Source organism: Acinetobacter sp. B-6 (assembly GCF_056930735.1).
In genome coordinates, this window is sequence record NZ_JBXPBY010000027.1 from 1 (window position 1) to 12,580 (window position 12,580).

13 protein-coding genes are annotated in these 12,580 nt (G+C 40.9%); 12 read left to right on the plus strand and 1 reads right to left on the minus strand.

All coding sequences use genetic code 11. From position 1 onward, the window contains the following. On the plus strand, window positions 1–1,081 hold a 1,081-nt coding region (gene pcaF / locus AC1Z3T_RS20770; RefSeq protein WP_483396954.1), incomplete at its 5' end, for a 3-oxoadipyl-CoA thiolase. 85 nt (window positions 1,082–1,166) lie between these two features. Further along, window positions 1,167–1,946 (plus strand): 3-oxoadipate enol-lactonase, encoded by a 780-nt coding sequence (pcaD, locus tag AC1Z3T_RS20775; protein ID WP_100885740.1) that lies wholly within the window; start codon window positions 1,167–1,169, stop codon window positions 1,944–1,946. A gap of 264 nt (window positions 1,947–2,210) precedes the next feature. Here the strand turns inward: pcaD and mobR are convergent, their stop codons facing one another. Further along, window positions 2,211–3,893 carry a phenol degradation transcriptional regulator MobR gene (gene mobR / locus AC1Z3T_RS20780; protein WP_100885741.1) on the minus strand — a complete coding sequence of 561 codons (1,683 nt, stop codon included), beginning with the start codon at window positions 3,891–3,893 and terminating at the stop codon, window positions 2,211–2,213. 415 nt (window positions 3,894–4,308) lie between these two features. Here mobR and AC1Z3T_RS20785 point away from each other — a divergent pair, with 415 nt between their 5' ends. The 10 genes from AC1Z3T_RS20785 (at window position 4,309) to AC1Z3T_RS20830 (ending at window position 12,539) form a co-directional block, all read left to right on the plus strand. Continuing rightward, window positions 4,309–4,599, plus strand: a complete 291-nt coding sequence (locus AC1Z3T_RS20785; RefSeq protein WP_100885742.1) for a phenol hydroxylase subunit — start codon at window positions 4,309–4,311, stop codon at window positions 4,597–4,599. A gap of 18 nt (window positions 4,600–4,617) precedes the next feature. Continuing rightward, complete coding sequence (locus tag AC1Z3T_RS20790) at window positions 4,618–5,619, plus strand: aromatic/alkene monooxygenase hydroxylase subunit beta (RefSeq protein ID WP_100885743.1); 1,002 nt, start codon at window positions 4,618–4,620, stop codon at window positions 5,617–5,619. A gap of 12 nt (window positions 5,620–5,631) precedes the next feature. Next, complete coding sequence (locus AC1Z3T_RS20795) at window positions 5,632–5,901, plus strand: MmoB/DmpM family protein (protein ID WP_005033116.1); 270 nt, start codon at window positions 5,632–5,634, stop codon at window positions 5,899–5,901. A 69-nt stretch (window positions 5,902–5,970) separates the two neighbouring features. Further along, window positions 5,971–7,497, plus strand: a complete 1,527-nt coding sequence (locus AC1Z3T_RS20800) for an aromatic/alkene/methane monooxygenase hydroxylase/oxygenase subunit alpha (RefSeq protein ID WP_004829543.1) — start codon at window positions 5,971–5,973, stop codon at window positions 7,495–7,497. Between the two features lie 95 nt (window positions 7,498–7,592). Further along, a complete protein-coding gene (locus AC1Z3T_RS20805; protein WP_005033119.1) occupies window positions 7,593–7,955 on the plus strand; it encodes a phenol hydroxylase subunit P4 in 363 nt (120 codons plus the stop codon). An 11-nt stretch (window positions 7,956–7,966) separates the two neighbouring features. Further along, complete coding sequence (locus AC1Z3T_RS20810) at window positions 7,967–9,028, plus strand: NADH:ubiquinone reductase (Na(+)-transporting) subunit F (protein ID WP_100885744.1); 1,062 nt, start codon at window positions 7,967–7,969, stop codon at window positions 9,026–9,028. A 103-nt stretch (window positions 9,029–9,131) separates the two neighbouring features. Beyond that, a complete protein-coding gene (gene catA / locus AC1Z3T_RS20815; protein WP_100885745.1) occupies window positions 9,132–10,052 on the plus strand; it encodes a catechol 1,2-dioxygenase in 921 nt (306 codons plus the stop codon). 96 nt (window positions 10,053–10,148) lie between these two features. Continuing rightward, a complete protein-coding gene (locus AC1Z3T_RS20820) occupies window positions 10,149–11,030 on the plus strand; it encodes a SphA family protein (protein ID WP_100885746.1) in 882 nt (293 codons plus the stop codon). Between the two features lie 199 nt (window positions 11,031–11,229). Next, complete coding sequence (locus AC1Z3T_RS20825) at window positions 11,230–11,643, plus strand: MerR family transcriptional regulator (protein ID WP_009586765.1); 414 nt, start codon at window positions 11,230–11,232, stop codon at window positions 11,641–11,643. A gap of 89 nt (window positions 11,644–11,732) precedes the next feature. Continuing rightward, complete coding sequence (locus tag AC1Z3T_RS20830; RefSeq protein WP_100885747.1) at window positions 11,733–12,539, plus strand: type 1 glutamine amidotransferase domain-containing protein; 807 nt, start codon at window positions 11,733–11,735, stop codon at window positions 12,537–12,539. Window positions 12,540–12,580: the final 41 nt, after the last annotated feature.

Below are 12,580 nucleotides of genomic sequence, written 5' to 3' on the forward strand. Positions count from 1 at the left end.
TAGCGTGGATTGGCAAAAAGTCGACGATGTGATTTATGGTTGTGCCAATCAGGCAGGTGAAGACAACCGAAATGTGGGTCGTATGTCTGCATTATTGGCAGGGCTGCCTGTTGAAGTGCCTGCAACTACAGTCAATCGTTTATGTGGTTCGTCACTGGATGCGATTGCGATGGCAGCACGGGCGATTAAAGCCAATGAAGCCGATCTGATCATTGCTGGTGGTGTGGAAAGCATGAGTCGAGCACCCTATGTAATGGGTAAATCCGACAGTGCTTTCGGGCGTAGCCAAAAAATTGAAGACACCACCATGGGTTGGCGCTTTATCAATCCAAAGCTAAAAGACATGTATGGTGTAGAAACCATGCCACAAACGGCTGAAAATGTGGCTGAGCAATTCAACATCAACCGTGTTGATCAAGATCAGTTTGCATTGAACAGCCAGCAACGTACAGCAGCAGCACAGGCACAGGGCTTTTTTAAACAAGAAATTGTTGCTGTGACCATTCCTCAGCGTAAAGGTGATGCTTTGTTGGTGGATCAAGATGAGCATCCACGGGCTTCAACCACATTGCAAGCCTTACAAAAATTAAAAGGTGTGGTGAAAGCAGAAGGTACGGTAACTGCGGGTAATGCTTCAGGAATTAATGATGGTGCAGCCGCTTTACTGATCGCATCAGATCAAGCCGTTGCACAATATCAATTAAAACCACGTGCCAAAATCATTGCAGCAACAACTGTCGGTATAGAACCTCGAATCATGGGATTTGCACCTGCACCAGCGATCAAGAAATTACTTCAACAGGCAAATCTGAGTTTGGCGCAGATGGATGTGATTGAACTGAATGAAGCCTTTGCCGCCCAAGCTTTAGCGGTGACTCGTGATTTAGGCTTGGCAGATGATGATGCACGGGTCAATCCGAATGGTGGTGCAATTGCTTTGGGGCATCCATTGGGTGCATCAGGTGCTCGCTTGGTGACAACCGCCCTCAACCAACTTGAACAGATTCAAGGGCAATATGCTTTGTGTTCAATGTGCATCGGTGTGGGTCAAGGCATCGCTATGATTATTCAACGCGTTTAATTTTAATTTAAAACAAGATTTTGTAGCCAACCACCAAAGTTGTTGGTCTTTCAATATCATCAAACAGGCAAAAGGATCAGTTTCTATGCCAACATTCCAGTCAGATGATGCTGTCATTCATTATCAAACATGGGGTAAGCCGACTCAGCCTGCCCTTGTATTTTCCAATTCGTTGGGTACTCAACTGAGTATGTGGCAGGCACAAATTGAATATTTTCAAAAAGATCATTTTGTCATAGCCTATGACACCCGTGGTCATGGGCAATCGACAGCACCTCAAGGACCCTATTCTATCGAACAGTTGGGTCAAGATGTCATTCATTTATTGGATCAGCTCAATATTCAAAAAGCAGATTTTTGCGGAATTTCAATGGGTGGCTTAACAGGTCAATGGTTGGCGATTCATCATCCGCAACGATTTAACCATGTTGTGATCTGCAATACTGCTGCAAAAATTGGTCAGGAATCTGCTTGGTTAGCACGTGCCGAATTGGTGCGTGAGCAAGGCTTAACCCCGATTGCAGAAACAGCAGCGCTTCGTTGGTTTACCGAGCCCTTTATCCAAAGTCAAACAGCGATTGTAAAATCCATGAGTAACGACCTCGCAGCTAGCAGCACAGAGGGTTATGCAAGTTGTTGTGAGGCTTTGGCTAAAGTGGATTTAACCACTCGAATCAATAGCATTACGGTACCTGTCTTGGTGATTGCTGGTGCACAAGATCCAGTGACGACTGTTGTAGATGGGCAATTTATGCAGGAGCAAATCCCTGAGTCTGAACTCTTTGTGATTGAAGCATCGCATATTTCCAATGTAGAAAAACCGCAACAATTTAATCAAGCCTTGGCAGATTTTCTAGTCTCTTGATGATTTTAAATCTTCTTTGAATCTGCAGTCTTAAGTAAAAACTCACAATGGTGAGTTTTTACTGTTCAATTCATTGGTTTTTAGAATATTAATTCGCCTCCGAAGCCTCATTCTTTCCACTCAACATCTTAGCTTCGCCATAAAGTAGAAAAACTGCTCCAAGATGTTTTGAATATGATTCAAACCTTTGATTTATTAAATAAATTCAAATGGTGATATAGCTATGGATTGAATCGGTTGTCATCTCGATGCATGCTGATCTCTTTATGGTAGATCAATTTTCTTTAATCGATAATCCAAGGTCGCCCGACTAATTCCCAAAATTCGAGCAGCTTCTGAAACATTTTGGCGACTTTTGTCCATAGCCGTGCGAATAATATCTTGTTCAAATTGTTCCAAGGAAAAATGTTCAGTCAATAATTCATCAATATTGATATTCATGTGTGTCGAATGAGATGTACTTTCCACATCTTTATGCTGTGGAAATAAACTGTCTAATTTTATTTCCTGTTGATGATCCGTCAATAATGTTGCACGTTCTAACAAATTTTCTAATTCACGAATATTACCCGGCCAATCATATTTCATGACGAAACTTTTAGCTTTATCACTTAAGCCTTTTAAGGTTTTGTCGTACATATTTTCAAACCGTGCCAAAAAGTGATTGATCAATAAAGGAATATCTTCTTTACGCTCACGTAAAGGTGGAATCAAAACAGGAAAAATATTAAGGCGATAATATAAATCTGCTCGAAACTTGCCATCTTTCACAGCTTGTTCCAAATCCTCATTGGTTGCTGCAACAATTCTGACATCAACTTGACGGGTACGAGTATCTCCTACCCGTTCAAACTCACCCTCTTGTAACATTCTTAACAAGGCAGCTTGCGCACGTGGTGAAAGCTCAATGACTTCATCAAGAAAAATCGTTCCACCGTGAGCACGTTCAAATTTTCCCATTCGAGATTGAGTCGCCCCTGTAAATGCACCTTTTTCAACACCAAAAAGTTCTGACTCAATCAAATCTGGAGGAATACAAGCACAATTGACCGCAACAAAGGGTTGGAGTTTACGCTGACTGGCATTATGGATACCACGAGCAAATGCTTCCTTACCTACACCTGTTTCACCTTGCAATAAAACAGCCACTTTACTGCCTGCTGCTTTTTTCAGTAAATCACATACTTGACGGTAAGCCACTGATTCACCCACCGCATTGAACATGGTGTAATCACTTTCTGCGTCTGTATAAATATTCTTTTTCAACGCATTGAGTTCAGCCTGTAAGGCAATGATTTCATCTGAAATAGGATCTGGTGACATAAAACGAATCAGCTCATCAGCATTTTCCCATTCACTTAAAGGTTTGCCAATAATTCGACAATGGTCATCCCCTTGAGCGACACAATGTGTTTCCTGATAGATAATGGTCTGTCCCATCACAAAACTACTGTAACCACAAGCATAACCCAAGAGCATCCAACAAGCTGGTTCATCGGAAGAACCAAACTCACTCAAATGAACTTCAGCTTCAAATGAGTTCAGCCAATTAAAATCCGCATAAAACTGCTTTAGATCATGGCTGAGGTGCAACTCATTGACTTCTACCTGCACCATGCCACGAATACCGTGCATTTGTGGTCCCGCCATAAATGCTTCAGCTTCATTTAAATTGGGGCGAAGTTTAGAGGTCACTTCTGCGTCACGCATGCCAGCCTGATAACCACAACGAATAAAAAAACGTTTGGTCCTTTCAAGCCCTAACATCTGAAACAAATCTTTTCTTAAAAACCCCATGATACTGGTATGCATCAACAACATACGATTTTCATCAAACCAGATTTGACCATGTCGGGTATCAAAAACGATTTTATCTAATAGATCTTGAATATCTTTGTTTTGTTCAAGTATCTGCTTATATACCTTCACATTTTTGGCTTGGGGCATGATATCCATCCTTGGCTATATGTCTTTTGTGAATGCAACCTTGATATTACCTAATTCCAACTAAAAAGCTTTACTACCTTATTCTTATATTTTTATACCTTAGAGGTATATTATCTTAATTTTGAGCTATATCAGTCGCTTAAAAAAATCTTATTTCATAAATAAAAAATGAACGAATGGATCAATCAATAAGGTGTTTATTGTTTTGATGAAATCTGATTCAAACAGTATTCATCATTTGATGAATATCTCAATCAATCTCACCTCTTTCAATCGGCAAAAAAACCTTAAACAATTGTATTTAAATATAAAAATAAAGTTGGCACGACTTTTGAAATATCTACAGGGAATTATCCGAAGAGCATGACGCTCTGCATCAAAGCTGTTGTTGATGTTGACCAAAAGGATTCCACTTATGGTAGATGCCACATCCTCTCACCCACTGGTGAAATACATTCGAATTACTGGTGATCGTAATGCCAAATTCGTTGAGTTTGATTTTGCGATTCATGATCCAACCCTATTTGTTGAATTGGTTTTACCCCAACAGGCATTTCAGCACTTTTGTGAAATTAACCAAGTAATTGAAATGACCGCAGAACAACAGGCTTGGAATGACGCGCAGGAAGATAAATGGCGCTACGGCATTGAACCCACTGTTCTCAATCATACGCGCCAATATGCTGATCAAGAAGATCAGGCTTAAGTCGAAAAGGAGAATGAAATGACTTTAGAAATTAAAACATCCAATTTAGAGCCGATTCGCCAAAGCTATGCCTATATCGAACGTCGCTTTGGTAGCAAACCTGCCACCCGTTATCAGGAAGTCAGTTTTGATGTACAGGCATCCACCAACTTTCACTATCGTCCATTGTGGAAGCCTGAAAAAACGTTAAATGATCAAACCCATACAGCTTTGAAAATGCAAGACTGGTATGCATTTAAGGATCCTCGTCAGTTCTACTATGGTGCTTATGTGCAACATCGCGCACGTATGCAAGATACTGCTGAAAGTAATTATTCATTTTTTGAAAAACGTCAATTGGTTGACAACCTCAGTGATGCAGTCAAACAAAAAATCATCACTTGTTTATTACCATTTCGCTATGTCGAACAGACTGCCAACTTACACATGATGTCAGGGAGTGCTTATGGCTATGGAACCGTGATCACCCAAGCCTGTATTTTTGCAGCAATGGATCGTTTAGGGATGGCGCAATATATTTCCCGTATCGGTCTGATGCTCGACGGTCATACAGGTGAATCCTTAGCGCAGGCGAAACAAGCTTGGATGAATGATGAGAGGTGGCAACCTCTACGCAAACTTTGCGAACACAGCCTGACAGAGCAAGATTGGTTCAAACTCTACATCCTGCAAAATCTGCTGATCGACACCTTCTTACAAGAACTGGTCTTTGGACAACTCGATCAATGGCTTGTTGAACATGGTGGGCGTGATATCGCCATCCTCACCGAACTTGTTAAAGACTGCTTAACTGATTTACGAAAGTGGTCTGACAGTGTTTTAAAAACTGCTATTTCAGAATCAGAAGAAAACAAAACTTTAATTCAATCATGGATAACCGAAATGCTTCCAAACGTTCAACTGGCATTTCAAAGTTGGGCACAAAACGCACTACCTGACAGCAATATTGATACTGCACTGAATGCTCTTTCAGAACGCAGTAAAAAGGTAGGTTTGGTTTTACTTGATTCAGCAGCATAAGGAATTGCCATCATGAGTTCTAAAGTTTATTTAGCCTTACAAGACAATGACACCTCACGTTACATCATTGAAGCCATTGAACAGGACAATCCTGAAGCAAACATCCAATATCTCCCAGCCATGATACGCGTAGAAAGTACAAGCATTTTGGTGATTCGAGCTGAAACAGTATCAGAAAAGCTCGGACAGGATTGGGACATTCAAGAACTCCAACTCAACATGATCACATTGGGTGGCAATGTTGAGGAAGATGATGACAGTTTTACCCTGAAGTGGAATTAAACCCGTCGCCCTACATCAAAGCAAAACATCAGAAGCAGGCAGCTTCAAGCCATTGAAAGGATAATCAAAATGAATAGCCAAGCAAAAGTCAGCAATAAAAAACTCAATGCCAAAGAGCGTTATCGAATATTGACCCGTGATCTGGACTGGGAGTTTTCCTATGCAGATCGAAAAGATGCCTTTCCTTATGAAGAATTCGAAGGCATCAAAATCACTGACTGGTCAAAATGGGAAGACCCGTTCCGTTTAACCATGGATGCCTATTGGAAATACCAAGCTGAAAAAGAAAAGAAACTGTATGCCATTTTTGATGCATTTGCGCAAAACAATGGACAAATGAATGTTTCGAATGAACGTTATGTCAATGCCATCAAACTGTTTTTAACCGCAGTGACCCCGTTGGAATATCAAGCTTATCAAGGTTATGCACATGTTGGACGCCAATTTGGTGGAATCGGCGCTCGGATTGCTTCACAGATGCAATCCATCGATGAATTACGTCATGTACAAACCCAGATTCATGCGATGAGTCATTACAACAAGTTCTTTGACGGTTTCCAAGATTGGGCACATATGCATGATCGTGTTTGGTATTTATCCGTTCCGAAATCATTCTTTGAAGATGCCCGTTCAGCTGGACCGTTTGAGTTTTTATTGGCGATCAGTTTTGCTTTTGAATATGTATTGACCAATCTATTATTCGTACCATTTATGTCAGGCGCAGCCTATAACGGTGATATGGCAACTGTCACCTTTGGCTTTAGTGCCCAATCAGATGAAGCACGCCACATGACACTCGGTTTAGAAATCGTAAAATTCTTACTTGAACAGCATGAAGATAATGTGCCAATCGTTCAAGAATGGATTGATAAATGGTTCTGGCGTGGCACCCGTTTGCTCTCCATCGTCGGCATGATGATGGACTATATGTTGCCAAATAAAGTCATGTCATGGAAAGAAGCTTGGGAAACCTACTTTGAAGAAGCAGGTGGTGCATTATTCAAAGACCTTAGTCGCTATGGCATTCGTATGCCGAAATACAGTGAGGTCATCACCAAAGAAAAAGAGCATGTATCACACCAAGCATGGTGGATTTTCTATAACTTTGGTCATGCGGCTGGCTTCCATACTTGGATTCCAACAGATGAAGAAATGGATTGGTTATCTGCAAAATACCCTGACACTTTTGATCAATACTATCGCCCACGCTGGGAACTGGCACGCAAAATGGAAGCCGAAGGTAAACGCTTCTATAGCGCAGGCTTACCACAGCTTTGCCAAGTCTGCCAAATTCCAATGACATTTACAGAGATGGATGGCGACCAAACCATGTTCAGTTATCGTGAGTCAATTTACCAAGACGAACGCTACCATACCTGTTCAGATGGCTGCCATGACATTTTTGAAAGAGAGCCTGAAAAATACATCCAAGCTTGGTTGCCTGTTCATCAGATTTTACAAGGTAATTGCGGTGGTCCTGACTTAGAAAGCATTTTAAGGGACTACTACAATTTCAATGTGGGTGCAGACAATCTTGACATAGAAGGTTCCCCAGACCAAAAACGCTGGAAAAAATGGAAAGGTAACGCGGCTTAATCCACCACTCAAAACAACTGCAACAAGGAACGGATGTCGTCGCTAACGCCTGCATCCTCTCAAGGATTTATTCAAAAAATTTGAGGAATTACCCCATGACCGTAAAAGCGATTGTAGAAAATTATCAATTTGAACCTTTAGATCTCCAGCAAAAATACGGCGACAATATGCTGCTATTTATTGGTTGGGACCATCATACACTTTTTTGTTCTGCCCATACTTTTGTCGTTTCAGCTCATCAAACTTTTCAAGAGTTGCTTGATGGACAGATTCAAGTAGGTTTCGAGCAACATCCTGACTTTGCAAATATTGATTGGTCAAAAGTTGAGTTTTACCTTAACCAGCAACGGTTAAACGTGGACTTCTCTAAATCATTAGCGGATTTGGGTTTTGATCACAAATCACTCCTACGCTTTGTTACGCCTGAATTACAGGGTTACAACGGCACACACGTTTAAGGAGAATGAAGATGAGCTATCAAGTTACCATCGAACCCATCGGTACCACGATTGAAGTAGAGCAAGATCAAACTATTTTGGATGCGGCATTACGCCAAGGGGTTTGGCTACCCTTTGCCTGTGGGCATGGCACATGCGGGACTTGCAAAGTCCAAGTCACAGACGGTTTCTACGATGTTGGTGAGGCTTCACCGTTTGCATTGATGGATATTGAACGAGAAGAAAATAAAGTTTTGGCCTGCTGTTGTAAACCTGAATCTGACATGATCATCGAAGCAGATGTGGATGAAGATGAGGATTTCTTAGGCTACTTGGTTCAAGACTACCAAGCAAAAGTGGTCGAAATAACCGACTTATCACCGACGATTAAGGGCATCCGTTTTGAAATTGATCGTGAGATGGCATTTCAAGCTGGACAATATATCAATCTCCATATCCCCAATGTCGAAGGGACTCGTGCATTTTCAATTGCAAACTCACCCAGTGAAACCAATATCATCGAATTGCACATTCGTAAAGTCGAGGGCGGTCAGGGGACACAGTATATCCATGAACAGTTAAAGCTGGGAGATAAACTCGTACTTTCAGGTCCATATGGGCAATTCTTTGTACGTAAGTCTGACCCACAAAATGTCATCTTTATCGCAGGCGGTTCGGGGTTGTCTAGTCCGCAATCCATGATCATGGATCTGCTTGAACAAGGTGATCAACGCATCATATATCTTTTCCAAGGCGCACGTGATCTGGCTGAATTGTATAACCGAGAAAAATTTGAACAGCTTGTTAAAGAATATCCAAATTTCAGATACATCCCAGCGCTTAATGCACCCAAATCAGCAGACGATTGGACAGGTTTTACAGGCTTTGTTCATGAAGCTGTAGCCAATTATTTCGAGCACAAATGTGGTGGACACAAAGCCTATTTATGTGGACCGCCTCCGATGATTGATGCAGCTATTTCTACACTGATGCAAAGCCGTTTGTTTGAAAAAGATATTCATACTGAACGTTTCTTGAGTGCTGCGGATGGTGCAAAGGAACAATCACGTTCAGCACTTTTCAGACACATTTAGACCTAACGCATGTCTTTATACAATTTTAGTCAAAGATACAGTTGAGTGATCTCGACAAAACAAGATCACTCCCGACAGTCATATCAATCAAAGGAAGATGATGATGAACCGCCAAGAAATAGATAAATTAGTTCAACAAATGAATGTAGACACTGCAACAGGTGAAGTAAATCCACGTGTTCAGCAAATTGTGGTTCGCCTACTTGGAGACTTGTTCCAAGCTATTGAAGACTTGGATATATCTCAAACTGAACTTTGGAAAGGGTTAGAATATTTTACCGATGCTGGTCAAGCCAACGAGCTTGGTCTGTTGGCAGCAGGATTAGGCTTAGAACACTATTTAGATCTGCGTGCTGATGAGGCCGATGCAAAAGCTGGTATTACAGGCGGAACACCACGCACGATCGAAGGTCCATTATATGTTGCAGGTGCACCTGAATCTGTCGGCTTTGCACGTATGGATGATGGTTCTGAATCGGATCATGTTGATGCGTTGATTATTGAAGGTATTGTCACAGATACGGCTGGAAATAAAATTCCCAATGCCAAAGTAGAAATTTGGCATGCCAATAGTCTAGGCAATTATTCTTTCTTTGATAAATCTCAGTCTGAGTTTAATTTGCGCTGTAGTATTTTCACAGATACCAATGGTCAATATGTCGCGCAAACCACTATGCCAGTGGGTTATGGCTGTCCACCCGAAGGTACGACACAAGCGCTACTCAATTTGCTGGGACGTCATGGAAATCGCCCATCTCATGTTCACTACTTTGTCTCTGCGCCGGGTTATCGCAAACTCACCACCCAATTCAATATTGAGGGTGACAAATACCTGTGGGATGACTTTGCCTTTGCCACACGTGAAGGCTTAATTGCCACGGCAAGTGAAGTTACAGCTGTTGAGGAGATTAAAAAATATAATTTAGATCAGCCTTTTAAGCACATTAACTTTCATTTTCAATTGGTCAAAGACACTCAACAAGTTCCCTCAACAGAAGTTAATCGCCGTCGAGCAGCAGCTTAACCTCAAACATCACGATTTCATCTAACACAATGTACCTATACAGAAGCTTATAGGTACAGCTCGATGTCATAAAAATATCATTGAAAAGGATTTTCTATGAAACAACTCATCTTAAAACTTTCACTTACATTAATGCTCGGTTTAAGCACGCACATCGCTCATGCTACGGAAAATGGTGCAGACTCATTTGCCTTAGGTGCAGAAGGTATGATGGCAGGTGCCTTACCTCCACCAGGTGTTTACTTATTGACTTATTATCAAAATTATCATGCAGGACATTTTGATCAAGGTCCTCCCAATTTCCATTTAGACGTCAATGCTTTTATTCCTCGACTGGTTTGGATGACAGAGCAAAACTATTGGGGAGGTCAACTTGGATTCTATGCGATTCAACCGATGGTCGATTTGCGCCTTTCAGCAGCAGGTATGTCAGACCATAACACCGCCTTGGGTGACCTAATGCTCGGTTCAATGCTTGGTTGGCACCGTGGTAATCATCACTGGATTGGCGCAATTGAAACAGTGCTTGCTACTGGAAAATATGACAAAGCAAGCATCACTCAACCTTTGGTTGCCAATATAGGAAAAAACTACAATACCATACGACCAATTTTTGCCTATAGCTATGCACCTGAAAATGGTTTAGACCTTTCTACGAAAATCTCTTATAGCTTTAATACAGAAAACGATGATACACATTATCGATCTGGAGATTATTTTGCAGGAGATTACAGTATAGGCTATAAGCTTTCAGATCATGTTAAAGTTGCTATTGAAGGTTATGCGTTTAAGCAAACCAAGTCAGATCGTCAACATGGTGACAATATTGGTATGCGTGGTCAGGTTTTGGCTGTTGGTCCTGCCGTACAATATCAAGATAAAAACTGGTCGGTCGAAGCGAAATATTTAACTGAGACTCAAGTTGAAAATCGCCCAGAAGGTCATACCGGACTATTAAAATTTGTTTGGGCATTCTAGTTTTAAACGGGTCTGTTTTGATCATAGGGTATTCACCAATCTTGTATTTTCATGGCGCTACTACTGAAAATACAAGATCCTTTCCCTGCTCCACTGTTCTTGCCCTTACACTCAATGAAATTCAGATTGATCTTTTCATCTTGCTTTTGACTATACAAAAGCCTAAAGTAAACTTGAGTGTTAAAAACAAATTAGTAAAATGAATATCAGTCAATTATCTAAACAAAGCGGTCTAAGTACGCCGACGATTCGTTACTACGAACAAATCAAACTACTCCCCAAAGCCAAAAGAAAATCAAATGGTTATAGAGAGTACAGTGAAGATGATCTTAAACAGCTTTTTTTGATTCAACAGGCACAACAAGTCGGTTTTTCATTGAATGAAATTAAGTCTTTCTTACCCTCTCAAGTTGGTCAATGGAATCACGACATATTGATCGGTATTTTGGAAAGTAAAATTAAAGATATTGAAGAATTAGAACAAAAGTTAAGCCTCAGCAAACTGAATCTACGCACCATGATTCACGCAATCAATAACAAACCTGATGAAATTACTTGTGCGGAAAATGCACAACGCTTGCTGAATCTTTATTATGCAAAGGAACAAATGTAGCCCAGTTATCCATAAATCATAAAAGTGCTTGACCTTAAACCTCACTTTAAGCATAGCATTGAATACAGGTGGACGATTAGGAACCTGTTATGTTTAAACGTTGGAATCTTCTTTATCGGTGGATGGGCATTTTTATGGTGATATTCGCAAGTGGTCAAAGCACAGCATCTGAATCTACTCAACAAACTAACCCATTAAAATCAAAAGGAAAAATTTTGGTCGTTATGACCAATCATGCAACTTATCCCTCACGTTCCGATACGACAGGATTGTGGCTGACTGAGCTTACTCATTTTTATGATGTTGCTCAAGCGGCAGGATACGACATGGATTTTGTCAGCCCTCAAGGTGGTACTGTTCCACTGGATGAACGCAGTTTAAAATCTATCTACATGGATGCATCAGCTAAAGCACATCTGGCAGACCCGAAATTTGTACAGCGACTGAACACCACACTGACACCTAATGCAATTGATCCAGCACATTACCAAGCCGTTTACTATACTGGTGGGCATGGGACGATGTGGGATTTTCCCAACAATCAAGCCCTACAAAAGATCAGTGAAAAAATTTATCAACAAGGTGGGATTGTTTCAGCAGTATGTCATGGTGTCGGTGGATTATTGCCTTTAAAAAAACAAAATGGACAACCGCTGATTGCAGGAAGAACTGTGACCGGTTTTGCCAATATTGAGGAAACGTTGTCTGGAATTAAATCTCAAGTTCCCTTTTCTTTACAAAACAATTTAATACAACACGGCGCTCAATATAAACGAGGTTTTTTCCCTTTCACCTCTTATGTGATTTCTGATGACAGGATCATCACGGGACAAAATCCTCAATCCAGTAAAGAAGTTGCTGAGGCTGTGATAAAACGATTAAAAAGTCTAAATTAAACTCTTAAAAATTTGTTCGATGCCATAAGAAACCAGATCGT

Excerpts from the sequence above, each read along its gene's own strand:
- AC1Z3T_RS20785 (WP_100885742.1), top strand. The coding sequence starts at position 4,309 with ATGGTAGATGCCACATCCTCTCACCCACTGGTGAAATACATTCGAATT.
- AC1Z3T_RS20825 (WP_009586765.1), top strand. The coding sequence starts at position 11,230 with ATGAATATCAGTCAATTATCTAAACAAAGCGGTCTAAGTACGCCGACG.
- AC1Z3T_RS20800 (WP_004829543.1), top strand. The coding sequence starts at position 5,971 with ATGAATAGCCAAGCAAAAGTCAGCAATAAAAAACTCAATGCCAAAGAG.
- AC1Z3T_RS20805 (WP_005033119.1), top strand. The coding sequence starts at position 7,593 with ATGACCGTAAAAGCGATTGTAGAAAATTATCAATTTGAACCTTTAGAT.
- AC1Z3T_RS20830 (WP_100885747.1), top strand. The coding sequence starts at position 11,733 with ATGTTTAAACGTTGGAATCTTCTTTATCGGTGGATGGGCATTTTTATG.
- AC1Z3T_RS20790 (WP_100885743.1), top strand. The coding sequence starts at position 4,618 with ATGACTTTAGAAATTAAAACATCCAATTTAGAGCCGATTCGCCAAAGC.
- catA (WP_100885745.1), top strand. The coding sequence starts at position 9,132 with ATGAACCGCCAAGAAATAGATAAATTAGTTCAACAAATGAATGTAGAC.
- mobR (WP_100885741.1), bottom strand. The coding sequence starts at position 3,893 with ATGCCCCAAGCCAAAAATGTGAAGGTATATAAGCAGATACTTGAACAA.
- AC1Z3T_RS20810 (WP_100885744.1), top strand. The coding sequence starts at position 7,967 with ATGAGCTATCAAGTTACCATCGAACCCATCGGTACCACGATTGAAGTA.
- pcaD (WP_100885740.1), top strand. The coding sequence starts at position 1,167 with ATGCCAACATTCCAGTCAGATGATGCTGTCATTCATTATCAAACATGG.
- AC1Z3T_RS20795 (WP_005033116.1), top strand. The coding sequence starts at position 5,632 with ATGAGTTCTAAAGTTTATTTAGCCTTACAAGACAATGACACCTCACGT.
- AC1Z3T_RS20820 (WP_100885746.1), top strand. The coding sequence starts at position 10,149 with ATGAAACAACTCATCTTAAAACTTTCACTTACATTAATGCTCGGTTTA.